Here is a 24,028-nt window from a genome sequence, read left to right as displayed (position 1 = left end):
GAGCATTGAAACCGGCGCGCTCAGTCCTTGACCTCGCGCGCGAGGCTCTCGCCGATGCGGCGGGTGAGCGCCGGGAACGCGACCGTGATCGACAGCCCGACGATCAGCCAGACGCCGACGACGATCGGGAAGCGGTTGTACGGGAAGCTCGTGCCGTCGATGTTCTTCCAGATCGTGTAGCCGAGGAACGCGATCCCGATGATCGGCACGACGATCTGCCACAGCGGCGCGCGCCGGGCCGCCACGAACAGGAACCGGATCGCGCCCACGTTGGTGACGATGTAGGCGACGAGCATCGCCAGCACCCCGATCGTCCCCGGATACAGGAACGCGTTGACGGCCGAGGTGCCCACGATGCGCTGGACGATCGTGACCGCCAGCGCGGCCATCATGACGACCGCCAGCGCGCCCGCGGGCGCGCCCGTGCGCGAGGATGCCTGCCCGAGCCGCGCAAACCCGAACCCGTCCCGGCCCAGCGCGAACAGGATCCGCGAGGCGGCCGTGGCCGCGGCCAGCGCCGCGGCGAAGGCGCTGATCGTCGCGCCCAGGTCGATCGCGTCCGCCAGCCCGCGCCCCACGTAGGAGCGCGAGAGGTCCCCGAGCGGCGCCGACGAGCCCCCGAACGCCTTCACGCCCGCCGCGTCGGTCCCGAAGCCGAGCGTCTGGGCGATGATCACGAGGATGTAGAACCCGCCCGAGACCAGCACGGCGGCGGCGATCGCGCGCGGGATGTTGCGCGTCGGGTCGTCGGTCTCCTCGCCCAGCGCGGCGGCGCCGTCGAAGCCGCCGAATGACAGGAAGCCGAACACGGCGGCGGTCGCGACGGTGTCCAGCGACGTGCCGGACGGCACCTTGAAGATGTCGGCCGTGAAGCCCTGCCCGCGCGGGGCATCGCCGGTCGCGAGCTTGACGAAGATCACGATCACGAGGATCACGATCAGCGTCACCGACAGCCCTTCGAGTCCCAGTAGCGACCGCGTGACGGCGCGGATGTCGCCGTACGCGAACACGGTCATCCCGACCCCGGCGACGAGCGCGATCAGCAACCACTCGGCGCCGTCCCAGATGCCCGTGCTCTGGAAGAACGCGACGCCGAACAGCCCGACCTCCGCGGTCGAGGCGGCGACGAACGCGATGTAGGTGCCCAGGAGCGCCCAGCCCGCGAAGAACCCCGCCCGCGGCCCGAGCGTCACGCCCGAGAACGCGTACACCGAGCCCGCGTGGCTGAAATACGACGTCAGCCGCACGAACGCGTATGCGACGAAGATCACGCCGACGGTCGCGAAGATGAACGCGAGCGGCACGGCGCGGCCGATCAGCGTCGCCGGCAGCGTGCCGTTGAGCGCCATCGCCGCCGTCGGCGCCATCACCGCGATGGAGAGCGCGATCGCCTCCCAGAACCGCAACTCGCGGCGAAGCGTCGGGGGCTCTTGCTCCTGCATCTGCATGGCGCTTCCTCCTTCAGGCTCGAGGACGGCTGACGCTACATGCCTTCGCCGACGTATCCACCCGGTCGCGCGCCCGGCGGGATCGCGAACACCGCGCTGCCGACGTGCCGCGTGAACGCGTTCAGCGGATCGCGCTCGGCCAGGCGGCGGTGCACCGGCACGTAGCGGCGCCGCGGGTCCGCGGTGAACGCGAGCAGCAGCAGGCCGCGTTCGTAGCCGTAGCCACGCCGCAGCAGGCGTGCGCCGCGGTTCGCCCGCGGCTCGGCGAGCCCCGCATGCGAGTGCGGCGGCAGCGGCGCGGCGTCGAACTCGTGGTTGCCATAACCTGCCCGCGGTGGACCTGCGGATCTTCCTGCACGTCAGCGCGCGACGCTCTTGACGCGGCGCGGCCCGAGCAGGCCCGCGGCGAGCAGCGCCTCGGTCCAGGCCATCCAGCGCAGCAGGATCACGGTGACCGCGGCGAGTGGGATCGCGAGCAGGGCGGTCGCGAACGCCAGCGGCAGCGTGTCGGCGCTCCACAGCCCCATCTCGGCCCCGTCAGGGAGCGCCCAGTACCAGGCGGGCAGCGTCGCGAGCCCGAGCACGGTGCCGATCAGCGTCACCGCGATCGTGCCGAACGCGAACCCGACGATCGAGTGCACCGTCAGCCAGCTGAAGTCGCGCCACGTCTGCGGGTCGCGGAACGTCGCCGCCAGGCGGCCGAACAGCGTGTCCGCGCGATGGTCCTGGTAGCGGCCGCGCACCCGGCGCCCGAGGAGGAAGGACACGTTGCGGCGGTCGAGCTCCGCGACCCAGCGGAACGCGACGGCGCCGGCGATCATGATCGGCAGGCCGACGATGAAGAGCGCCAGCGAGAGTGAGAGGGAGACCGCCGTCACCCACACCGTGAAGGCGACGATGCTGGTCAGCAGGCCGGCGGTCAGATAGGCCGCCTCGCGGCCCGAGCGGATGAGGATCGCGTTCATGCCGTGAGCATCGAGCGCGGGCTGGCGCGTCGCCATGCAGCGCGCGCGAGAGTCGTCCTGTGGCTATCCCGAAGCCCGGAGGAAGGCCAGCACCGCCAGTACCCGGCGGTGGTCGTCGTCGGTCGCCGGCAGCTCGAGCTTGCCGAAGATGTTCGAGATGTGCTTCTCCACCGCGCCGGGCGTGACGACGAGCGCCCGGGCGATCGCGGCGTTGGTGCGGCCCTCCGCCATCAGCGACAGGACCTCGCGCTCGCGCGGCGTCAGCGAGCCCAGCGCGCCGTCTCCGTCCTGCGGCGCGCGGGCGCGCACCAGCTCCTTGACGACCTCGCGGTCCAGCGCGGTGCCGCCGTCGGCGACGCGCTCCACGGCGCCGACGAACCCCTTCACGTCCCCCACCCGCTCCTTGAGCAGGTAGCCGAGCCCGCCGTCGCCGTCGGAGTCCAGCAGCTCGGCCGTGTAGACCGGCTCCACGTACTGCGACAAGATCAGCACACCGAGGCCCGGGAAACGTGCGCGGGCCTCGAGCGCCGCGCGGATCCCCTCGTCGGTGAACGTCGGCGGGAGCCGCACGTCGACGATCGCGAGGTCGGGCTTATGTCCCCCGACGATCCGCAGCAGCCCCTCGCCGTCCTCGGCCTGCGCGACGACGTCGATCCCCTGCTCGCGCAGCAGCGCGACGATCCCCTCGCGCAGGAGCGCCTGGTCCTCCGCGATCACTACTCGCACGGCAGCTCCGCGCGGATCACGGTCCCCTCCCCCGGGTTGCTCACGACGGCGAGCGTACCGTCGAGCGCCTGCACCCGCTGGCGCAGGCCGCTCAGCCCGCCGCCGTCGGGGCGCGCGCCGCCGGGGCCGTTGTCGGAGACCTCGACGATCAGGTGCCCGGGGTCCTCGAGCAGCGCCACGTGGGCGGTCGCGTGCGGCGCGTGCTTGGCGACGTTGGTGAGCGCCTCGGCGACGACGAAGTACGCCGCGGTCTCCACGACCGGTGGCGGCCGGCGAGTGATCCTCGCGGTCATCGCCACCTCGATCGCCGAGCGCTTGCCGAGCGCGTCAACGGCGGCTGCCAGACCGCGGTCGGCGAGCACCGGCGGCGCGATCCCGCGCGCGAGGTCGCGCAGTTCGCCGATCGCCGCGCTCGCGTCCTCGCGCGCGCTGCGCACGAGATCGGCGACCTCGGGGTGCTCCTCGAGCCGCCCCTCGGCGCGGCCGAGCTTCATCGTCAGCGCCACGAGCCGGGCCTGCGCGCCGTCGTGCAGGTCGCGCTCGATCCGGCGCAGCTCCGCCGCCTGCACGTCCAGGGCGCCGCGCCGGGTCCGCGTGAGGACGTCCACGCGATCGGCCAACTCGCGCTCGCGCGGGCGCAGCGTGGCGAGCTGGTTGAGCACGACGGCGTGCAGGGCGAGCGCCGCGCCGAGGCCGAGCGCCGGCCAGATCGGCCAGAAGTAGCCGCCGGTGAGCACCCAGATGAAGACGAAGAGCCCGACCAGGACCGCCGATACAGCGCCCTGGACGGCGAGGCGGCGCCAGCGCCGCGGCGCCTTGACCGCCTCGCGGATGCTGAGCTGCAACGCGAGCGGGAGCGCGAGCCCCAGCGCCACCCAGATCGGCCAGAAAGCCCCGCCGGTGAGCCCCCAGATGACGATGCAGAGGCTGCTGATCACGCCGAAGACGGCGAGCTGCAGCGACAGCCACGCGCTCCAGTCCATCCGGTTGCGCTCCGGTTCAGTGATGGAGAAGTGTCGCCGAGTCGATTCCATGTCCCAAGCTTCGCCGTCGCCTGCGCGTGGCTCCCTGGGGCGCGATGGCGTTCCGGGCTGGGGCTAGCCCCCGGGTCCGACCGCCGAGTCTGGAAGCATCGGACGCCGAATGCCGAGCGTACGACACAAAGACACCCCGGTCGAGCGGCGCGCGGGCGAGGCGCTCGTGTGGACCGACGGCGCCTGCTCGGGCAACCCCGGTCCGGGCGGGTGGGCCGCGATCGTCGTGCCGCCGGACGGCGGTGAGGCGGTCGAGCTCTCCGGCGGCGAGCCGAAGACGACCAACAACCGGATGGAGCTGACCGCCGCGCTCGAGGGCCTGCGGTCCCTGCCCGCCGGCGGCCTCGCCTGCGTGGTGACCGACTCGCAGCTGATGCTGAACTCGATGACGACCTGGCTCGCGGGCTGGAAGCGCAAGGGCTGGAAGACGGCCGGCGGGCAGCCGGTCAAGAACCAGGACCTGCTCAAGGCGCTGGATGCCGAGGTCGGCCGCCACGCCGCGGTCCGCTGGCACTGGGTGCGCGGGCACCAGAAGGGCGTCGAGCACGCGGTCCTCAACGACCGCGCGGACAAGCTCGCGGTGGCCGCCGCCGCGGCCGCGCGCTAGGGCTCGCGCGCCGGGGGCGCTGGCCACGGCGGCGAGGCGCCGCGGGGATCGGTGGATCCAGGCTAGGCCGCCTGCTCGCGCAACGGCGCCGCCAAGCTCTCGGCCAGCTCCGGTGCCGACGCCGCGAGCCCGCGCAGCGAATCGTCGAGCAGGATCGCGTCGGAGACCAGCGCCACCGTGACGCCGTGCGCCGGGCGCGAGAGGATCTCGATCTCGTCGCCGGCGCCGAGCTCGCCCTCGGTCACGATCCGCAGGTACGCACCCGGGCGGCTGGCCTCGCCGAAGCGCCTGACCATCTTGAGGTCCTCGAAGCGGATGCCGAGCTTCGAACACGGCAGCCGCGGCTGGGACACCTCCAGCTCGACGGTCCCGATGCGCCAGCGCTCGCCGATCACGGCGCCCGTCACGTCGACGCCCTCGGTCGTCAGGTTCTCGCCGAACGCCCCGGGCGCGAGCTCGCGCCCGAGCTCGGCCGCCCACCAGGCGATGTCCTCGCTCGCGTACGCGTAGACCGCCTTGTCCGGCCCGCCGTGCACGCGCAGGTCGGCCTGCCGGTCGCCGGCGACGTTGACGCCCTCGACGCGCACGCGCCCCTCGACCGGCGCCTTGCGGATCGCGCTCATCAGCGGCCGCCCGCGGCGCGCCGCGATCTGGACCGGGCGGCCGACGTTGACGGAGAGGACGCGAGGCACGCTCTGAGGCTAGCCGCTGACCGCCGGCGCGCGGCTCGGCAGGTTCACGATCACGGCGGCTCCCAGGACCGCCAGCGCGCCCAGGATCTGGATCGCGCCGAGCGCCTCGCCGAAGGCGAGGAAGGAGAGCGACACGGTGACGGGCGGCTCGAGCGTGGAGAGGATCGCGGCGGTCGAGGCGCCCACGCGGCTCATGCCGCTGAAGAACAGCAGGATCGCCGACACCGTCGAGACGAGCGAGGCGAGCGCGAGCCAGAGCCAGCCCTCGGGCGCGAAGCCGAGGTCGATCGAGCCGGTGAGCAGCCCGACCAGGCCGAGCGTGACGACCGCGCCGGTGGCCACGAGCGCGGCGAGCGGCAGCGGCTCGAGGTGCTCGGTGACGACGTCCGAGACGAGGATGTAGGCCGTGTAGGCCAGCGAGGCGCCGAAGCCCATCAGCGCCCCGACGGTGTCGAAGTCGCCGCCGCCCGAGCCGGCGAGGACGAGCACGAGCCCCAGCGAAGCGGTGACGAGGGCGGCGAGACGGCGCCGGCTGGCCGGCTCGCGCCTGAGGAGGATCGCCGCCCCCGTCACCATCGCGGGATAGCCGTACAGGATCAGCGAGAGCACCGACGCATCCATGCGCGAGAGCGCCGCGAAGTACAGCCCCGCCTGCGTCGCGTAGCCGATGCCGCCGAGCGCGAGCGCCCGCCACAGCACGCCGCGCGAGACACGCGGCACGGCCCGGCGCAGTCCCACGCCCGCCCAGAGGAGCGGCGCGGCGATCGCGAAGCGCACCAGCAGCAGCGTGCTGACCGTCACGCCCGCGTCATACGCGAGCTTGCCGAACACCGGCATGACGCCGAAGGCGACCGCCGAGGCGAGCACGAGAGCGGCGCCGAGACGCGACATGGCCGCAGTAGACCACCGCCGACCGTCCGCATCCACTGGAAGTTCTGAGCGATATCCGATAGGTGTCCTTCACGATGCTCGACCTCCGCCGGCTTCGCCTGCTGCGCGAGCTCGCCGCCCGCGAGACGATCGGCGCCGTCGCCGAGGCGCTCTCCTACAGCCCGTCGGCCGTCTCGCAGCAGCTCGCCCAGCTCGAGAAGGAGGCGGGCGTGAAGCTGCTCGAGCGCGCCGGGCGCAACGTGCGCCTGACGGCCGCCGCCCAGACGCTCGTCATCCATGCCGACGCGCTGCTCGCCCGCCTCGAGGAGGCCGAGTCCGACCTCGAGGCGACGGCCGAGCAGCTCACCGGCACCGTGCGCGTGGCGACGTTCCAGTCGGCGGGCCTGTATCTGCTCGCGCCCGCGCTCAAGCGGCTGGCGGCCCAGCACTCCGCGCTGCGCGTGGAGGTCTCCGATGCCGAGCCGGAGACGACGCTGCCCTCGCTCGCGCTCGGCGCGCTGGACCTCGTGCTCGGCGACGAGTACCCCTTCCTCCCCCGCCCCGTCGACCCGCGACTCGACGTCGAGCCGCTGCTGCGCGAGCAGTTCCGGCTGATCCTCCCGGCCGGCCATCCGCTCGCGCTCGACGGCGGGGCGGTGCGGCTGCACGATCTGCGCGACAGCCCGTGGGCGGCGGGCAAGGCGGACACGCACTACGCCGAGTTGACCGTCCGCGCCTGCCGCGCGCTCGGCGGCTTCGAGCCGGACGTCCGCCACCGCTCCAACGACCTGATGATGCTGCTGGCGCTGGTCGCCAACGGCCAGGCCGTGACGCTGCTGCCGGACCTCGTGCGGGCCGACGGCAACCCGGAGGTCGCGATCCGCGACATCGCCGAGGGCGAGCTCGCCCGCACGGTGTTCAGCGCGATCCGCCGCGGCAGCACGCGCCGGCCCGCGCTGATCGCGCTGCGCGCGGCGTTGCGCGAGGAGGCGGGCATACACTCGGGCTCATGAGCGAGGCGCTTCTGCTCGTGGACGACGACGCGCCGATCCGCCGCATGCTCGCCCGCACGCTCTCCGCCGAGGGCTACGAGGTGGAGGCGGTGGCCGACGGCGGCGCCGCGCTCGCATCGGTCGAGCGCAGCGTCCCCGACGCGATCGTCCTCGACGTCACGATGCCCGGCATCGACGGCCTCGCGGTCACGCGCCGCCTGCGGGCCAAGGGCCTGCGCGTCCCGATCCTGCTGCTGACCGCGCGCGACGCACTGCGCGACCGCGTCGACGGCCTCGACGCCGGCGCCGACGACTACCTCGTCAAGCCGTTCGAGGTCGAAGAGCTGATGGCGCGCGTGCGGGCGATGCTGCGCCGCAACGCGCCGGCGGCCGAGCACCTCGCGTTCGCCGACCTCGTGCTCGAGCCGGAGTCGGGCGCCGCCCGCCGTGGCGGCCGCGAGCTGGAGCTCACGCGCCGTGAGTCGGAGCTGCTGGAGCTGCTGATCCGCAACGCCCGCGCGGTCGTGACGCGCGAGCGCGCGCTCGAGGAGGTGTGGGGCGGTGAGGGCGAGGCGACGTTCAACGCCGTCGACCGCTATGTCGCCTACCTGCGCCGCAAGCTCGGCGAGCCGCCGCTGATCCACACCGTGCGCGGCGTCGGGTTCCGGCTCGACCGGCCGTGACCGGCGACGACTCGCCCGGAGGGCTCGCGTCGCTGGGAGCAATCGCCCTTCTCCCGGGCGCGGCTGCGCCATGAGCCTGCGGACGCGCGTCGCGGCGGCGGCCGCTGCGGCGATCGCTCTGGCCCTGGTCCTGCTCGTGATCGCGGTGCCGAAGCTGTTCGGGCGTGAGCTGCGCAGCTCGCTCGACGACACGCTGCGCCGGCGCGCGGCCGATGTCGCGCAGCTCAATGCCTCCGCCCCCGCCGAGCTGACGCAGCCCGGCGCGCTGGAGGGACGGCTGACCGGCGGCTCCCTCTACGTACAGGTGATCGACAAGACCGGGCGGCTCGTCGTGCGCTCGAGCGCGCTCGGCGCGCGGCTGCTGCCGGAGAACGCGGCGGTCCGGCGCGCCCTCGAGGACCGCCGGCCGGAGTTGGCCGACGCCGCGCTCGGACCCGAGCCGGTGCGCCTCTATGCGGCGCCGCTCGGCTCGCTCAGCCAGGGTCCCGGCTCCGGCGGCGCGGTGATCGTCGCCGGCACGACCACCGACATCGACCGCACCGTCGACCGCGCCCGCACGCTCCTCGCGCTGTGCGCGCTGGCCGCCGCCGCGCTCGCCGCGCTGCTCGCGACCCTGCTCACGCGCCGTGCGCTGCGGCCGCTCGCCCGGCTCTCCTCCGGCGCGCGCGCGATCGAGCGCTCCGGCGACGTCTCCGAGCGCCTGCCACTCCCGGTCGCGCACGACGAGGTCGGCCAGCTCGCGGACACGCTGAACGCGATGCTGGCGTCGCTCGAGCGCGCGCGGGAGGCCGAGCACCGCTTCGTCGGCGACGCCTCGCACGAGCTGAGGACCCCGCTGACGGCGCTGCGCGGCAACGCCGCTTACGTCGTCAGGCACGGCGCCGATCCGGCGGTGCTGGCCGACATCGAGGCCGACGCCGCGCGGCTCGGGGTGCTGCTCGACGACCTCCTGGCGCTCGCGCGCGAGGACGCCGCGGCGCCCGCCCGCGGCGAGCCCGTCGACCTCGTCCAGCTCGCGCGCGAGGCCGAGGCCGACGAGGTCGTCGTGATCCGGCCCGGCACGGTCCACGGCGAGAAGCCGGCGCTCGAGCGCGCCGTCGGCAACCTCGTCCGCAACGCGCGCAGCCACGGCCGCGGCCGCGTCACCGTCACCGTCGACGGCGGCGTGCTCAGCGTCTCCGACGAAGGCGCGGGCCCGCGCGACCCCGTCCGCGCGTTCGAGCGCTTCTGGCGCGAGGGCGGCGAGGGGTCCGGGCTCGGCCTGGCGATCGTGAAGGCGATCGCCGAGCGCCACGGCGGCACGGTGACAGTCAGCGGCTCGAGATTCACGCTCGCTATCAAGGAGTTGTCAGAGAGCCCCCGTACAACTGCGTCGTCCACTTCAGAAGGACCCTCCCCATGAGACGACTCCGCACCGCTTCCTCCCGCCACCTCGCCATCCTCGGCGCGACCATCTTCGCGCTCGCGCTCGGCGCCGTCGGCATCGCCCAGGCCGTCGGCGGAGCCACCGCGCCTGCTCCCAAGCCGCTCGCGCAGGCCGTCTACGACGCCACGCACGCGCCGGCGGTCGACGGGATAACCGCCCGCATCCACTTCACCAACAACCTGCTGCCGTCGGGCTCGCTGCCCGAGAGCGGGGGCTCCCCCGTCCTCACCGGCGCCGACGGCCGCATGTGGCTCACCAACGACGGGCGCCTGCGGCTGGAGCTGCAGTCCGACGCGGGCGACGCCCAGGTCGTCTCCGACGGCAAGACCTTCAGCGTCTACGACGGCGGCTCCAACACGGTGTACACCGGCACGCTGCCGCAGGACCGGCAGGACGCTTCCGCCAAGCACGAGGCGCCCACGCTGGACGCGATCAACACCGCCCTCGGGCGGCTCGGGCGGATGTGGGACGTCTCCGGCGCCGAGCCGGGCACCACGGCAGGCCGGCCGAGCTACACCGTGCGGATCGCGCCGAAGGACGACGGCGGCCTGCTCGGCGCCGCGCAGCTCGCGTGGGACGCCGCCCGCGGCGTGCCGCTGCGCGCCGCGATCTACGCCCAGGGCCAGTCCGCCCCCGTGCTGGAGCTGACGGCGACCGAGATCTCCTACGGGAAGATCGCCGCCGCCGACGTGGATGCCCAGCCGCCGGCGAACGCCAAGAAGGTCCAGCTCAACCCGCAGCTCGGCGTCGACTCGCATGGCAAGCCGACGAGCGTCCACGGGCTCGACGCCGTCCAGAAGCAGGTCGGCTTCACGGTCAGCGCGCCCGACACGCTCGCCGGGCTGCCGCGTCACGACGTCACGCTCGTGCGCGCCGGCGGAGAGAACGGCGCCCTGGTGACCTACGGCCGCGGCCTCGGCGCGATCGCCGTCTTCCAGCAGAAGGCGACGGCCGGCGAAGCCAAGGGCGATCTGCGGCTGCCGACCGTGAACATCGACGGCGCGACCGGCTCGGAGCTGCCCACCGCGCTCGGCACCATCGTGACCTTCACGCGCGACGGCGTCGCCTACACCGTCGCGGGCTCCGTCCCGCCGCTGGCGGCCGAGAACGCGGCGCGGGGCCTGAAGTGACCTCGCACTCCGCCATCGAGGCGCGCGGGCTGGTCAAGCGCTACGGGCACGTGACGGCGGTCGACCACGTCGACCTGACCGTCCGCGCCGGCGACGTCTACGGCTACCTCGGGCCCAACGGCGCCGGCAAGACGACCTCGCTGCGCATGCTGCTCGGGCTGATCCGGCCGGACGAGGGCAGCGCCAAGCTGTTCGGCCGCGACCCGCTGGTCGAGGGCGTGGGCGCCCTCGACGGCGTGGCCGGGTTCGTGGAGGCGCCGCGCTTCTACCCGTACATGACCGGCCGCCGCAACCTCGAGCTCGTCGCCGCACTCGACGGCGGCGACGCGGCGGAGCGGATCGACGCCGCGCTGGAGACCGTCGATCTGCACAAGCGCCAGCACGACAAGGTCAAGGGCTACTCGCACGGCATGCGCCAGCGGCTCGGGATCGCGGGCGCGCTGCTGCGCGACCCGCGCCTGCTCCTGCTCGACGAGCCGACCACCGGGCTCGATCCCGCCGGCATGCGCGACATGCGCGCGCTCGTGCACCGGCTCGCCTCCGAGGGCATGACCGTGCTGCTCTCCTCGCACCTCATGAGCGAGGTCGAGGAGCTGTGCGACCGCGTCGCGATCGTCGCGCGCGGGCGCGTGATCCATGAGGGCTCGCTCGAGGAGCTGATCGCGAGCACGTCCGGCCGCTACGAGCTGCGCACGACCGACGACGATCGCGCGACCGCCATCGCCGCGCGCGCGGAGGGCATCGGCGAGCTCGAGACGACCTCGCACGGGCTCACGTTCACCGCCGAGGAGCGTGCCGTCGCCGCGCTCACGCTCAGCCTCGCGCAGGCCGGCATCGGCCTGACCGCGCTGGTGCCGCGCACCGCGACGCTCGAGGAGCTGTTCTTCCGTCTCACCGAAGGCGACCAGGAGCCGCGGCCTGCGCTGCGGGTGATCGATGCGAAGGGGAAGGTGGCGGCATGACGGCGATCACGGCACCGCTGGGGCGGGCGGGGTCGGGTTCCCGCCGCCGCCCCGACCTCGGCACGGTCTACCGCTGGGAGCTCGTCAAGCTGCGGGCGCAGAAGCGCACCTACATCGGGCTGGGCGCCGCGCTGCTGGTGCCGATGATCTTCATCGTCGCGCTGTTGACCGGCGACGGCGGTCCCGACGGGATCCCGTTCGGCAACTACGTGCGCGAGTCGGGCCTCGCGATCCCGCTCGTCGGCCTGTTCTTCGGGGCGATCTGGTTCTTCCCGCTGATCACCGCGCTGGTGGCGGGCGACATCGTCGCCGCCGAGGACGGCAACGGCACGCTCAAGACGATCCTGACCCGCTCGGTGGAGCGGTGGCAGGTGTTCGCGGCCAAGGTGCTCGCCGCGCTGAGCTATGCGTTCGCCGGGCTCGTGGTCTACGTCGGCGTCGGCTTGTTCGTCGGCGGCCTGATCTGGGGCTTCGACCCGCTGATCTCGCTGTCCGGGACCCCGATCTCGGTCTCGCGCGGGCTGACGCTGATCGGCGCCTCGGCGCTCGCCTACTTCCTGCCGACGGTCGCCGTCGCCTCGATCGCCCTGCTGCTCTCGACCGCCACCCGCAACAGCGCGGCGGCCGTCGTCGCGACGCTGATGATCTCGCTGATCATGCAGCTGCTGGGCGTGATCACGGCGCTCGACTTCCTCAGGCCGTACCTGCTCTCGGAGCAGTTCAACGCCTGGCAGGGCCTGCTGCGGGAGCCGATCGACTGGGCGCCGGTGATCCGCGGCGCGTGGGTGTCGGCCGCGTACTCGCTCCCCGCGCTGGCCGTCGCGCTGACGGTGTTCCTGCGTCGCGACGTGGCGGGCGGCTGACGACGTCGCCCAGAGGGCTCGCGTCGTTGGGAGTGTTCGCCCAGAGGGCGAAACTCCCGCGGCGATGAGCCTCAGCCGGTGAGGTCGTACTTCCGGCTCACGACCGTCGGCGCGCTGTCGTCCGTGCCTGCGGTCACGCGCAGGTCGGCGACGAGGCCGCGGCGGCCGTGCAGCGCGCGGCGCAGCTTGGCCATGTCGGCAGCCGACACCGACGCCTTGACGACGGTCAGCTTGCCCGCGGGCAGCGACTGGGCCTTGAAGCGCACCGGCGCGCTGGGCGTCTTGCCCTTCTTGCGCGTCTTGCGGTCCAGCAGCCGGCCGGAGATCGAGACCGTGCACGGCACGTCGCAGCGCACGCGCAGCCGCAGCGCCCGCGAGGCGAATATGCCCTTCGTCCCCGCCGGCGTCGCGGTCAGCTCCGGCGGGACGGGCTCGGGCTGCGTCGGCAGCACCGGCTCGGGCGGGCTGGTGACCGGCGCCAGCGCGCCGCAGGTCCCGCCGGGCGCGGCCTGGAAGGCCTGCACGCGGTTGTTGTCGGTGTCGGCGACGGTGACGACGCCGCGGCAATCGACCGCGATGCCGGTCGGCTCGAGGAACTGGCCGGGGGCCGTGCCGCGCTCCCCGAACGCGGTCAGCAGCGAGCCGTCGGGCGCGAACGCCTGCACGCGATGGTTGCCGCGGTCGGCGACCCACAGGTTGCCGGCCGCGTCGAGCGCGATCTCCCCCGGCGAGCGCAGCTTGCCCGGCTTGGATCCGCCGCCGCCGATCTGCGCGAGGTCGCCGCCGGTCGGCGTCAGGACGTAGATGTGGTTGGTGCCGGCGTCCGAGACGTAGATGCGGCTCCCATCAGGCGGCACGGCGATGCCGCGGATCGACGACAGCGAGCCACCTGAGCCGAGATAGCCGCCGCTGGACGTGAAGCGCGCGACGCGCCCGTTGCCGGTGTCGGCGACGTAGACCGTCCCCGCCGCGTCGAGCGCGATCGCGGAGGGCGAGAGCAGCTTGCCCGGGCCGCTGCCGCGGCTGCCGATCGTCCGGACGATGGTGCCCGCGCGGTCGAAGACGATCACGCGCGAGCGCCGCTGGTCGACGACGTACGCCAGCCCGGCGCCGTCGAACGCGACCGCCACCGGATCCGGCAGCAGCGTGGGCCCCGGCGCGGGCGACCCGTACACGGCCGCGATCGACCCGTCCGGGTTGAGCAGCTGCACCCGCCCGGCGACGGAGTCCGCCACCGCGCGCACCCCGCTCGCGTCGGCGCCGATCCCGAGCGGCGCGATGAACTGCCCCGCCACCCGGCCGGAGCTGCCGAGCGTTCGCAGCGGCGCGCCGCCGATGTCGAAGACGTCGACGCGGTTGTTGCCGGGATCGGCGACGTAGGAGTTCCCCTGCGCGTCGGCCGCGATGCCGCGCGGGTACTGCAGCTGGCCCGCGGCGGACCCGAACGAGCCCCAGCGCGCGCGGTAGACGTAGGTCGGCGACGGCCCGTAGCGGACGACGCGGTGGTTGGAGTTGTCGGCCACGTAGAGCCGGCCCTTCGGGTCGGCCGCGACGTCGTACGGGTTGCGCAGCTGGTTCGGCTGCGGCCCGGGCCCCGAGCCGATCGTGCGGATGAACCTCCCGCCGGTGTCGAACACCGCGAGCCGGTGGTGGTCGTCGTCGGCGACGATCAGCCGCGAGCCGACGACGGCGATCCCCTGTGGCCGGAACAGCCGCCCCTTGGGGATGATCATGCGCGCCTGCGACCCGTCGGCGGCGAAGCGCTGCACGCGGTCGTTGCGCGTGTCGGCGACGTAGACCATCCCGCCGGCGACCGCGATCCCGCCACCGGCGCCGGAGTCGTTGCCGCCGCCCGCGCCGAACCTGAACTCCCCGACGCCCGAGCCGGACTCGCCCCAGCTGTCGAGCAGGGTCCCGTCGGCCGCGAAGCGGTCGATCCGGTCGGCCCCGTCGGCGACGTAGACCGAGCCGTCGGCGGCGACCGCGACCGCGCCGACCGAGCTCAGGCCGCCCGGGCCCTTGCCGCTCGAGCCCAGCTCGCGCCGGAACGTCCCGTCGGGCGCGAAGACCTGGATCGCGTGCGAGTACTGGTCGGCGACGTAGACCGAGCCGTCGGGGCCGACGGCGACGGCCTGCGGGAAGCGCAGCACGCCGCCGGCGCGCTGGCCGACCATCCCGTTGGCGGAGTAGGGGCACGGGTCCGCGCCGGGGCACGCGGCCTGGGCCGGCGCGGCGAGCAGCAGCAGGAAGGCGAGACCGAGGAGTAGGCGCGGCATCGGGGCCACGTAACCCGGGTGGTGGCCCAAAGTCGCGCGGCTACTGCTTGAGGTGGGTGAGCGAGGCCGCGATCGCGATCATGCGCGTGTTCGCGATCTCGTGCGTGATCGTGTTCGAGACCCAGTAGGAGGCCTTCGGCGTCTTCCAGCCGACCGCACGCAGGTGCGAGCCGTCGTAGTACAGCAGCAGCCGCCGGCCGTTCTGCGTGACGATCCGGTCCGGGTTGTCCAGGAACGGCGGCGACATCCACGTCGTGCCCTGGATGCCGTAGTACTCGCCCGCGCCGCCGGCTGCGATCACGAGCCGGTACGCCTCGTGCCGCTTGCCCTTGCCGTCCTTGAGCTTGTAGATGCGCGGCCCGTTGTCGTCATAGCGTGAGCCGACGGTCCGGTAGGCCGGGAAGTAGAACGGGAAGTGCAGCTTGGCGTCGGCCAGCACCGCCAGGTTCTCGCCGAGGTTGCGCGCGTTCTCCATGCCCGAGACGCCCGACGCCTTGACCGTCTTGCGCCGCGTCGTCTTCTTGACCGGCTTCGGGTTGCGCGTCCCCTCGCCGGTCATGAACTGCGTGTAGAGCTTCTGCAGGCTGGACTGCGAGATGAACAGGCGGGTGTCGGTCTCCGGGTCCGGCGAGTCCGTCACGCCGCTGAACGGGATCTGGTTCACGGGCGCGTGCCCGTTGGACAGCGCGACCGCCGTCTTGAGCATCCCGAAGATGTTCTTGGTGCTGAGGAAGTCCTTGTCGAAGCGGAAGTAGGACTGCAGCACCTGCAGCAGCCGGCTCGCCTGATCGATGCTCTTGAGCTTCTGCACCGACGGCTGTGTGACGGCCTGGCGCAGGAAGTCCTGCTGGCGTGCGGCGCGGAAGAGGTCGGAGTCGGTGTGGCGATAGCGGACGTAGGCGAGCGCGTCGGATCCGACGAGGCGCTGGTAGCCGGGCTGCAGGTCGATCGCCGACGTTCCGGTATTCGGCGGGATGTAGTAGCGCCGGTCCACGTCCACGTAGACGCCGTGGACGTAGTTGACCGCCTCCTGAAAGCCCTTGAAGTTGACGTCCAGGACGCCGTTGATCGGGAAGTTGCGGCCCGTGGCGGACTCGAACAGGTTCTTGACCGTCTCGGTCGTGAGCTTCGCCCCGCCGTCCGTGTAGGCCTCGTTGATCTTGATCCCGTCCCCGTGGCCGGGAATCGTCACCGCGAGGTCGCGCGGGATCGAGAGCACCCCGACGCGGTGGCGCTTCGGGTCCAGGCGGATCAGCAGGATCGTGTCCGAGCGCGCCTCGAAGCCGACCTTGGCGTCGGCCGAGCGCTTGGACCGGCGGTCGGAGCCGAGCACGAGCAGCGTGCGCGGCCCGCCGGGCTTGACCGGCTCGACCTTGATCTTGAGCGCCGGCTCGGGCTTGGGCAGGTTCGCCAGCGGCTTCGGGTGCACGATCTTGTGGACCTGGAGCAGCACGGCCGCGGCGACGGCGCCGCCCGAGCAGATCACGATCACGAGCGAGGCGACTGCGGCGCGCGCCAGCACGCTGAGGCCAACGCGCGGCGGCCGCTGGCGACGCTCCCACTCCGGACGCATGAGCTGTGAAGGGTAGTCGGGCCGCCGCCGGAACTTCCGGGCCTCTGGCCTGTTGGCGCTTCACGTGACGGGAGCACGAAGGAGATCGACCGCGCTGGCCGCACTCGCGCTCGGGGGCCTGGTCGCCCCGGCCGCGGCGCAGGCCAAGCCGCACCCCAAGCCGCAGCTGACCCGGATCCGCTGCGTGCCCGCGAACTCGGCCGCCTGCAAGAGCGCCATCAAGGTGCAGATCGGCAAGCAGCTGCAGCTGAGCGGAAAGCGGATCTACAAGGGCATGCGCGTCGCGTTCCGCTGGTCGAAGGGCGCGATCGCGACCAAGCTCGACCACACGCGGGTCGGCTACATCGCCCGGGTCCCCCCCGGCGTCGCCGTCGGGACGGTGTCGGTGACCGTCCGCGACCGCGCGGGGCGGCGCTCGAACGTCAAGCGGGTGCGCATCACCCCGGTCTCCAAGGTCGGCGGCAGTACGCCGGCGCGTGGCAGCCTGCCGCAGGCGTTCGCCGGCAACGGCATGTGGATCTGGCAGCTGCCCAAGACCGAGGGCGGCAACCTCACCGCGATCGTCCAGCGCGCGCAGGCGTACGGGATCTCGACCGTGTTCATCAAGAGCGCGGACGGGGCGGCGTCGTTCAACAACCAGTTCACGCCCGAGCTCGTCGCAGCGCTGCACGCCAACGGCCTGCGCGCGTGCGCGTGGCAGTACGTCTACGGGTCCGATCCGCTCGGCGAGGCGAGCGCGGCGATCGCGTCGATCCAGGCCGGCGCCGACTGCTTCGTGATCGACGCCGAGTCCGAGTACGAGGGCCGCTACGCGGCCGCGCAGCAGTACGTCAACGCGGTCCGCGCGGCGATCGGCCCCGCCTACCCGGTCGGCCTGACGTCGTTCCCCTACGTCGACTACCACCCGCGGCTGCCGTACTCGGTCTTCCTCGGCCCCAGCGGCGCGCAGGCGAACCTGCCGCAGATCTACTGGAAGACGATCGGCGACACCGTCGACGCCGCGAGCGCCCACACGCTCGCCCACAACCGCATCTACGGCACCGCGATGGCGCCGCTCGGGCAGACCTACGACGGCGCGCCGCCGGCCGACATCCAGCGCTTCCGCTCCATCTGGACGGGCTACGGCGCGGGCGGCATGTCGTGGTGGTCCTGGCAGGCGACGCCCGAGCCCGCGTGGCCTTCGCTCGGCCCCGCCGGCGTCGCCCCGGTCGCGCTCTCGGATCCGGGCTGGCCGGCGCTGAGCAAGGGCAACAAGGGCGACGAGGTCGTGTGGCTGCAGCAGCACCTCGCCTCCTACGACCCGACCGTGAAGGTGACGAGCTCCTTCGACGCCGCGACCGACGCCGCCGTCCGCCGGCTGCAGACCGAGCGCGGCATCCCCGTGACGGGAACGACCGACGCGCAGACCTGGGGCGCGGCGCTCTCGTTCCCGCTCGCTCCCGTCGACTGGACGGCCCAGGGCTGAGGGCGCGGCGGGGCGGCACTCGCACTGCCGCCCCGCCGCAACGGGCCTACTTCACCTGCAGGTGCGGGCCGATCAGCGACAGGTCGGCCTCCGACAGCCGATCCGAGGCCGTGTTGGCCTGGTGCCAGTACGGGTACAGCAGCGGCGGCTGGCTGACCGCGTCGAGCATCGCGCGCTGGTCGTCGGCGAGCTCGAGGCCCGCCGCCGCGAGGTTGTCGGCGAGCTGCTCGTCGGTGCGCGCGCCGACGATCACGGAGCTGACGCCCGGCCGGCCCAGCAGCCAGGCCAGCGCGACCTGCGCGGGTGACACGCCGAGCGTCTCGGCCACCCGCAGCAGCACGTCGACGACCGAGTAGAGCGCCTCTTCGTCGCGCACGGGCGGCTCGCCCCAGCCGCTCAGCTGGCGGCCCTCGGGCTGCTCCTCGCCGCGCCGGTACTTGCCGGACAGCAGGCCGCCGGCGAGCGGGCTCCAGACGAGGATGCCGACGCCCTGGTCCAGCGACGCGGGCACCAGCTCGTACTCGGCTTCGCGCGCCTGCAGCGACACGTGGATCTGCTGGCTGGCGAAGCGCTGGTAGCCGAGCCGGTCGGAGATCCCGAGCGCCTTCATCAGCTGCCAGCCGGCGTAGTTGGAGCAGCCGACGTAGCGGACCTTGCCGGAGCGCACGAGGGTGTCGAGCGTGTCGAGCGTCTCCTCGAGCGGGGTCTGGCCGTCCCACTCGTGGACCTGGTAGAGGTCGATGTAGTCGGTGCGCAGTCGCCGCAGGCTCGCCTCGACGGACTTGATCAGGTGGGTGCGCGAGAGGCCGGCGTCGTTGGCGCCGTCGCCCATGCTCATGCGGGCCTTCGTCGCGAGCACGACCCGCTCGCGGCGTCCCTCGAGCACCTCGCCGACGATCTCCTCGGAGACACCGGCGGAGTACACGTCGGCGGTGTCGATGCAGTTCACGCCGGCGTCGAGCGCCATGTCGACCTGCCGCCGCGCCCCGTCTACCCCGGTGCTTCCGACCTTCGCGAAGTTGCCCTGGCCACCGAAGGTCATCGTTCCCAATGTGAGCGTTGACACCCGCAGACCCGAGCGTCCCAGCTGGCGATATTCCATAGGCGTGTGATCGTGGCACAGGGCCACGGAGGGCCTCAGCTGCGGACGTCGAGCAGGAGCGCCTGCTCGGGATGCAGGACCGGCATCTGCAGGCCGATCGCGGCGAGCGCCTCGCCGGTGGTGACGATGCCCTCGCGCAGCCATGGCGGCGGCTCCTTGTGCGCGAACGACGGCGCGTTGAGCGCGCTGACGCGGACGCGGCCGGACAGGCCGGGGAGCCGGACCGGCCCCGGGATCTCCAGCGCGCTGGTCGTGAGCTGGACGAACGCGAACAGCGCCTCGCCGTCGCCGACGACGCCGTGGACGTAGGCGCTCGGGTCGGGATGGTCGGCGCGGACGACCGTGCCGGAGTGGATCAGCCCGCGCCGGCGCTTGTAGAGCGCGACCGCCTCGCGCAGCTCGTCGGGGGCGGCGGTGGTGATGTCCCACTCGAAGCCGAAGTGGCCGAACAGCGCGGTCGCGACCCGGAAGGACAGGTCCTGCGTGCGATGGGTCGTGTGCGCGCGCGGCGGACCGACGTGCGAGCCGATCAGCTCCGGCGGAAGCAGCAGCTGCGTCCAGCGCTGGATCGCCTGGCGCTCGAGCGCATCGTTGGTGTCGCTGGCCCACACGCGGTCGGTGCGCTCGAGGATGCCGAGGTCCACGCGCGCGCCGCCGCTCGAGCAGCTCTCGATCTCGACGCCCGGGTGGCGCTCGCGCAGCTCGTCGAGCAGCCCGTAGACGGCCAGCGTCTGCGCGTGCACGGGCGAGTCGACGAGGTCGCGGTTGTGGTCCCACTTGAGGTAGCCGATCTCGTACTCGCCGAGCAGCGCGTCGAGCCGCTCGAGCAGGTACGCGCGGCAGTCCGGGTTCGCGACGTCGAGCACCTGCTGGCCGCGCCACGTCGGGCCGCCCGGGTTGAGGATCCAGTCCGCATGTGCGCGGGCGAGGTCGGAGTCCGGATTGACCATCTCCGGCTCCACCCAGAGCCCGAACTGCATGCCCAGCGCACGCACGCGGGCGATCAGCGGGTGCAGGCCCTCGGGCCAGACGGTCTCGTCGACGAACCAGTCGCCGAGGCCGGCGGTGTCGTCGCGGCGGTGGCGGAACCAGCCGTCGTCGAGCACGAAGCGCTCGACGCCGGCGTCCGCGGCGGTCTCGGCCAGGCGTGTGAGGCGGTCGAGGTCGTGGTCGAAGTAGACCGCCTCCCACGTGTTGAGCACGACCGGGCGCGGCGTCCGCGGGTGCGACGGGCGCGCGCGGATGTACCCGTGGAACTGCGCGGAGAGGCCGTCGAGCCCGCGGTCGGAGTAGGCGGCGTAGAGCCACGGCGTCGTGTACTCGCCCAGCACGACCTCGCCGGGCTGCAGCAGCTCGGCGGCGGCGAGCGTCGCGTTGCCGTCCGGCAGCCGCTCGGCCCAGTAGGCGGCGTCCCCGCTCCAGCCGAGGTGGATCCCCCACACCTCGCCGGTCCGGAAGCCGAAGCCGGGCGTGCCGGCGACGAGCATGAGCGGCGTGTCGAATCCCGTCCGCCCGTGGCGCGTCTCGCGCAGCCACGTGCCGAGCTCCAGGGCGCGGCGCTGCGGGTGACGCTCGCGGCACCAGCGCCCGGAGAGGTCGAGCACCTCGGTCGCGACCGGCGGGATCGGCAGCGCGATCGCGAGGCGATGGAGCTCCAGCGGCTCGCCGGCGGAGATCGTGTGGCGCAGCCGCGTGACGCCGGACGGCGAGTCCTCGATCTCGGTGCGCACGACGACGTCGCCGGCGCGCCCCGTCAGCCCCTCCCACTCGAACGCCGGCAGCCGGCGCGACCCGACGAGACCCTCGCGGCCGCGCCAGCCGCGCGCGCGCTCGTTGATCAGCATCGGCCGCACCGCGACGTCGAGCGCGGCGCGTGCGACCGGCGGCTCGAGCGCGGCCCCGGGCGGTTCGACCTCGGCGCCCCAGTGGAGCACCTCCCCGCCCGGGCCGAGCGCGATCATCCCTTGGTCGAGCCGAGCGTCAGGCCGCCGATGAACTGCCGCTGCAGGGCGAAGTACACGATCAGCGTCGGCAGCGCCGCGACCAGCGACGCGGCGGCGATCAGGTTGTTGTTGGTGAAGAACTGCCCCTGCAATCCGGCCAGCGCCGAGGTGATCGGGCGCTTGTCGCCGCTCTGCATCAGCACCAGCGCCCAGAAGAAGTCGTTGTAGATCCAGGTGAACTCGAGCGTCGCCAGCGCGGCCAGCGGCGGCCGGCACAGCGGCATGATGATCTGCCAGTACTGGCGCCAGACCGACGCGCCGTCGACCATCGCCGCCTCGGTCAGCTCGATCGGGATCGTCTTCATGTAGTTCGACATCACGAACACGCAGAAGCCGAGCTGGAACGCCACGTGGATGGCGATGATCCCCCAGAACGAGTCGTACAGCGTCTCCGAGCTGCTCATGAACGCCGGCAGCGGGATCTCGAGGAAGAGCCGGTACAGCGGCGTGATGATCACCTGCTGCGGCAGCAGGTTGCCGGCCGTGAACAGCATCAGCAGCGGCAGGTTGAGCTTCCAGCTGTAGCGGGAGATCCCGAACGCCACGAACGACGCCAGGATCAGCGTGATCACGATCGCCGGGATCGTCACGATCGCCGAGTTGACGTAGTAGTGCGGCAGGTCGGCCTGCGTCCAGGCGTTCTTGTAGTTCTCGAGGCTGAACGAGCGCGCGATCGAGACGTAGCCGTGCTCGGCCGTGTCGGAGTACGGCCGCAGCGACGTGTAGAGCGAGTACAGGACCGGGAACAGCCACACGACCGAGACGACGATCAGGAACGCATGGATGCGCCCGTTCCCGCGCCGTCCCCGCCGCACGGCGCGCGCGTGCGCGCGCGCCGCGGTCTCTTCGCCGGTCGCCACGGCGCTCATGGCCGCTGCTCCCGCCGGAAGTTGATGACCAGGAAGCTGATGATGAAGCCGAGCGAGATCACCAGCAGGATCGTCCCGAGCGCCGAGCCGTAGCCGATCCGGCTCGCCTCCCCGACGATGTTGTCGTAGACGAGCACGTTGAGCAGCTCGAGGCCGTTCTTGCCGCCGTTGATCACGTAGACGATGTCGAACGAGCCGCGCAGCGACTCGATCACCGTCACGACGACCACGATCACGTTGATCGGCTTCATGACCGGGAAGATCACGCGCCGGAACGTCTGCCACTCGCTGGCGCCGTCGATCGCCGCGGCGTCGCGCAACGACGGGTCGACGCTCTTCAGCCCCGCCAGGTAGAGCACCATGATGTAGCCCACGTGGCGCCAGCTGGCCGCGATCAGCACCGCCCACAGGTTGAGCTTGGGGTCGCCGAGGATGTCGGGCGGCTCGCCGGCGCGCCCGAGGACCCCGTTGATCAGGCCCTGGTCCTGCGAGTAGAAGAGCTGCGCGATGAACCCCACCAGCGCGAGTGACAGCATCACCGGCAGGTACAGCGTGCTCTGGTAGATCCGCGTGAACCGGATCTGCTTGTCCAACAGGACGGCGAGGAAGATGCCGAACGTCGTCGGGACGAGCGTGAAGAACACCAGCCAGATCACGTTGTGCCGCAGCGCGGGCCCGAACGGCGGATAGATCGTGAAGATCTGGTGGTAGTTCTGGAACCCGACCCACTTGATCGTGCCCAGGCCGCCGATCCCGTCCCAGGACGTGAACGAGAGCCCGATCGACGCGAGCGCGGGGAACCAGACGAACGCGATCAGCAGCAGCGTCGGGATGCCGCACATCACCACCAGGACGAGCTTGTCCGTCCGGGTGAGGCGGCTCAGGCGGCGCCGCCCGCGCGGCGCGGGGCTGCCTTCGGCGACGGGTTCCGGGACCACGGCCATCTAGGACGTGAAGATCGTCTTCTTCTGGTCCTCGATCTTCTTCTGCAGCCCTGACACGTCGTTGGGGTTCTTGATGAAGTCCTGCAGCGCCGGGATCATCACCGTGGACGCGAAGTCAGGGCGCGTGTCGCGATCCATGAACTGCGTGATGTTGGACGCGTTCGAGACGAGCTCGACCGCCTTCTTCTGCAGCGCGCTGTAGTTGCTCGTGTCCGCGTCCTTGGCGGTCGCGATGTTGTTCGGGTCGTTCTGCAGGTAGATGCTCTGCGCCTTGGCGGAGGCGAGGTACTCGAGCAACGCCTTGGCGCCGTCCTCGTTCTTCGGGCTCTTGGAGATCATGAAGCCGTCGATCGGCGCGTCGAGCGTGTCGGCGCCGACGTTGGAGTCGATCTCCGGGAAGTTGAAGAAGTCGAGGTCGGCGTGCGTCTTCTCGTCGGTGAACTGCTGACCGACGAACATGCCGAGCAGGTACATCGCGGACTTCTTGCTCGCCAGCCCCTGCGCCGCCTCCTGCCACGTGCGCCCGAGCGCCCCCTCCTGGTGGTAGGGCAGCAGCTCTTTCCACGTGTTGAAGACGGTGGCGACCTTCGGGTCCTGCCAGGACTCCTTGCCGGCCATCAGGTCGACGTGGAACTGATAGCCGTTGTGGCGCAGGTTGAGGATGTCGAACGTGCCCATCGCGGGCCAGCCGTCCTTGTCGGCGAAGCCGAGCGGCGAGTAGCCGGCCTTCTGCATCTTCGGCAGGAGCGCCTTGAGCTCGTCGAAGGACTGCGGGACCTCCCAGCCCTCCTTCTCCCACACGCTCTTGCGGTAGAAGAGCGCCCACGGGTAGTAGTAGTACGGCACGAAGTACTGCTTGCCGTCGAGGCCCGTGGACGCCTTCTTGAGGGCGTCGGAGTAGTTGGGGCCGATCTTCTGCCAGACGTCTGAGATCTCGGTCGCGAGGCCGCGCTGGGCGAAGAACTGCATGCGGTAGCCGGCGAACCACATGAAGGCGTCGTCGGGCTTGCCCTGGAGGTAGCTGTTGATCTGCTCCTGGAACGTGTTGTGGTCGACGGTGTTGACGTCGACCGTGCCGCCGGTGGCCGTCTTGAAGGCGGCGAACACCTTCTCGTAGGAGGCCTTGGGCACCGCGTCGGACGCGTTGGAGCCGAGCGTGACCGTGCCGACCGCCTTCTTCCCGCCGCCGCCACCGCCTCCGGCGCTCTGGGTCGAGCCGCCGTCGTCGCCGCCGCAGCCCACCAGCGAGGCCGGCAGCGCCGCCAGGGCCGCGGTGCTCGCGGCACCTTTCAGCAGCGTGCGGCGGCTGACCGGGGCATCCGTGTCGAACGGGATCCTCATCGCGCCTCTCCTCCTCCTCTGCGCACCATCGCGACTTCGCACGAAACAACGCGACCT

At 72.3% G+C, this 24,028-nt stretch carries 21 protein-coding genes and 1 pseudogene; 8 read left to right on the top strand and 14 right to left on the bottom strand.

What is annotated here, in order from left to right; all coding sequences use genetic code 11:
• Positions 1-20: 20 nt before the first annotated feature.
• The 5 genes and pseudogenes from H958_RS0109395 to H958_RS36065 all read right to left on the bottom strand — a co-directional run bounded on the left by H958_RS0109395 (position 21) and on the right by H958_RS36065 (position 4,173).
• On the bottom strand, positions 21-1,448 hold the full coding sequence (locus H958_RS0109395; RefSeq protein WP_028058479.1) for an APC family permease: 1,428 nt from the start codon (positions 1,446-1,448) through the stop codon (positions 21-23).
• Between the two features lie 35 nt (positions 1,449-1,483).
• A pseudogene (locus H958_RS44955) lies at positions 1,484-1,753 on the bottom strand (deferrochelatase/peroxidase EfeB); the annotation flags it as partial.
• A gap of 54 nt (positions 1,754-1,807) precedes the next feature.
• Positions 1,808-2,413, bottom strand: coding sequence for a sensor domain-containing protein (locus H958_RS0109385; protein ID WP_196807293.1), 606 nt, complete (start codon positions 2,411-2,413; stop codon positions 1,808-1,810).
• A gap of 63 nt (positions 2,414-2,476) precedes the next feature.
• Positions 2,477-3,139, bottom strand: a complete 663-nt coding sequence (locus tag H958_RS0109380; protein ID WP_028058477.1) for a response regulator transcription factor — start codon at positions 3,137-3,139, stop codon at positions 2,477-2,479.
• On the bottom strand, positions 3,130-4,173 hold the full coding sequence (locus tag H958_RS36065; protein WP_081685730.1) for a sensor histidine kinase: 1,044 nt from the start codon (positions 4,171-4,173) through the stop codon (positions 3,130-3,132). Before H958_RS36065 ends, H958_RS0109380 begins: the two co-directional genes overlap by 10 nt.
• Positions 4,174-4,282: 109 nt before the next feature.
• Between H958_RS36065 and H958_RS0109370 the strand changes: the two genes are divergently transcribed.
• Entirely contained in the window at positions 4,283-4,780 is a 498-nt protein-coding gene (locus H958_RS0109370; RefSeq protein ID WP_037409742.1) for a ribonuclease H family protein, read from the top strand.
• Between the two features lie 62 nt (positions 4,781-4,842).
• Here the strand turns inward: H958_RS0109370 and H958_RS36060 are convergent, their stop codons facing one another.
• Together H958_RS36060 and H958_RS36055 are read right to left on the bottom strand one after the other, a co-directional pair.
• On the bottom strand, positions 4,843-5,472 hold the full coding sequence (locus tag H958_RS36060) for an MOSC domain-containing protein (RefSeq protein ID WP_051324013.1): 630 nt from the start codon (positions 5,470-5,472) through the stop codon (positions 4,843-4,845).
• Positions 5,473-5,481: 9 nt separating this feature from the next.
• Entirely contained in the window at positions 5,482-6,363 is an 882-nt protein-coding gene (locus tag H958_RS36055; protein WP_051324012.1) for a DMT family transporter, read from the bottom strand.
• A gap of 62 nt (positions 6,364-6,425) precedes the next feature.
• Between H958_RS36055 and H958_RS0109355 the strand changes: the two genes are divergently transcribed.
• The 6 genes from H958_RS0109355 to H958_RS0109330 all read left to right on the top strand — a co-directional run bounded on the left by H958_RS0109355 (position 6,426) and on the right by H958_RS0109330 (position 12,398).
• The gene (locus H958_RS0109355; protein ID WP_231379201.1) at positions 6,426-7,355 is read left to right on the top strand and encodes a LysR family transcriptional regulator; all 930 of its coding nucleotides are present in this window, start codon (positions 6,426-6,428) and stop codon (positions 7,353-7,355) included.
• Positions 7,352-8,017 carry a response regulator transcription factor gene (locus H958_RS0109350; RefSeq protein ID WP_028058474.1) on the top strand — a complete coding sequence of 222 codons (666 nt, stop codon included), beginning with the start codon at positions 7,352-7,354 and terminating at the stop codon, positions 8,015-8,017. The genes H958_RS0109355 and H958_RS0109350 overlap by 4 nt, the downstream gene beginning before the upstream one ends.
• A gap of 70 nt (positions 8,018-8,087) precedes the next feature.
• Positions 8,088-9,419 carry a sensor histidine kinase gene (locus H958_RS43055; protein ID WP_051324011.1) on the top strand — a complete coding sequence of 444 codons (1,332 nt, stop codon included), beginning with the start codon at positions 8,088-8,090 and terminating at the stop codon, positions 9,417-9,419.
• Positions 9,416-10,573 carry a LolA-like protein gene (locus H958_RS0109340; protein WP_028058473.1) on the top strand — a complete coding sequence of 386 codons (1,158 nt, stop codon included), beginning with the start codon at positions 9,416-9,418 and terminating at the stop codon, positions 10,571-10,573. Before H958_RS43055 ends, H958_RS0109340 begins: the two co-directional genes overlap by 4 nt.
• Positions 10,570-11,535, top strand: a complete 966-nt coding sequence (locus H958_RS36045; RefSeq protein ID WP_051324010.1) for an ABC transporter ATP-binding protein — start codon at positions 10,570-10,572, stop codon at positions 11,533-11,535. Before H958_RS0109340 ends, H958_RS36045 begins: the two co-directional genes overlap by 4 nt.
• Positions 11,532-12,398 carry an ABC transporter permease gene (locus tag H958_RS0109330; RefSeq protein ID WP_028058472.1) on the top strand — a complete coding sequence of 289 codons (867 nt, stop codon included), beginning with the start codon at positions 11,532-11,534 and terminating at the stop codon, positions 12,396-12,398. The genes H958_RS36045 and H958_RS0109330 overlap by 4 nt, the downstream gene beginning before the upstream one ends.
• 71 nt (positions 12,399-12,469) lie before the next feature.
• On the opposite strand, the gene H958_RS0109325 is transcribed toward H958_RS0109330, so the two are convergent.
• Together H958_RS0109325 and H958_RS43050 are read right to left on the bottom strand one after the other, a co-directional pair.
• Positions 12,470-14,674 carry an NHL repeat-containing protein gene (locus tag H958_RS0109325; protein ID WP_028058471.1) on the bottom strand — a complete coding sequence of 735 codons (2,205 nt, stop codon included), beginning with the start codon at positions 14,672-14,674 and terminating at the stop codon, positions 12,470-12,472.
• 40 nt (positions 14,675-14,714) lie between these two features.
• A complete protein-coding gene (locus tag H958_RS43050) occupies positions 14,715-16,247 on the bottom strand; it encodes an LCP family protein (protein WP_081685729.1) in 1,533 nt (510 codons plus the stop codon).
• Between the two features lie 52 nt (positions 16,248-16,299).
• On the opposite strand from H958_RS43050, the gene H958_RS0109315 reads away from it, so the two are divergent.
• A complete protein-coding gene (locus H958_RS0109315; RefSeq protein ID WP_028058470.1) occupies positions 16,300-17,712 on the top strand; it encodes a peptidoglycan-binding domain-containing protein in 1,413 nt (470 codons plus the stop codon).
• Positions 17,713-17,758: 46 nt separating this feature from the next.
• Here the strand turns inward: H958_RS0109315 and H958_RS0109310 are convergent, their stop codons facing one another.
• Genes H958_RS0109310 through H958_RS0109290 form a run of 5 tightly spaced genes read right to left on the bottom strand, consistent with a single transcriptional unit; the run spans position 17,759 to position 23,971 of the window.
• Positions 17,759-18,814 carry an aldo/keto reductase gene (locus tag H958_RS0109310; RefSeq protein WP_028058469.1) on the bottom strand — a complete coding sequence of 352 codons (1,056 nt, stop codon included), beginning with the start codon at positions 18,812-18,814 and terminating at the stop codon, positions 17,759-17,761.
• Positions 18,815-18,849: 35 nt separating this feature from the next.
• Complete coding sequence (locus tag H958_RS36035) at positions 18,850-20,775, bottom strand: alpha-galactosidase (RefSeq protein ID WP_037409740.1); 1,926 nt, start codon at positions 20,773-20,775, stop codon at positions 18,850-18,852.
• On the bottom strand, positions 20,772-21,686 hold the full coding sequence (locus H958_RS0109300; RefSeq protein ID WP_028058468.1) for a carbohydrate ABC transporter permease: 915 nt from the start codon (positions 21,684-21,686) through the stop codon (positions 20,772-20,774). Before H958_RS0109300 ends, H958_RS36035 begins: the two co-directional genes overlap by 4 nt.
• Positions 21,683-22,630 carry a carbohydrate ABC transporter permease gene (locus H958_RS0109295; RefSeq protein WP_028058467.1) on the bottom strand — a complete coding sequence of 316 codons (948 nt, stop codon included), beginning with the start codon at positions 22,628-22,630 and terminating at the stop codon, positions 21,683-21,685. The genes H958_RS0109300 and H958_RS0109295 overlap by 4 nt, the downstream gene beginning before the upstream one ends.
• Complete coding sequence (locus H958_RS0109290; protein ID WP_028058466.1) at positions 22,631-23,971, bottom strand: ABC transporter substrate-binding protein; 1,341 nt, start codon at positions 23,969-23,971, stop codon at positions 22,631-22,633.
• Between the last annotated feature and the right edge of the window lie 57 nt (positions 23,972-24,028).

Source organism: Candidatus Solirubrobacter pratensis (assembly GCF_000425945.1).
In the GTDB taxonomy this organism is placed as follows: domain Bacteria; phylum Actinomycetota; class Thermoleophilia; order Solirubrobacterales; family Solirubrobacteraceae; genus Solirubrobacter; species Solirubrobacter pratensis.
Note: the sequence above shows the minus strand (reverse complement) of the source record. Positions and strands in the feature narration are given on the sequence as shown.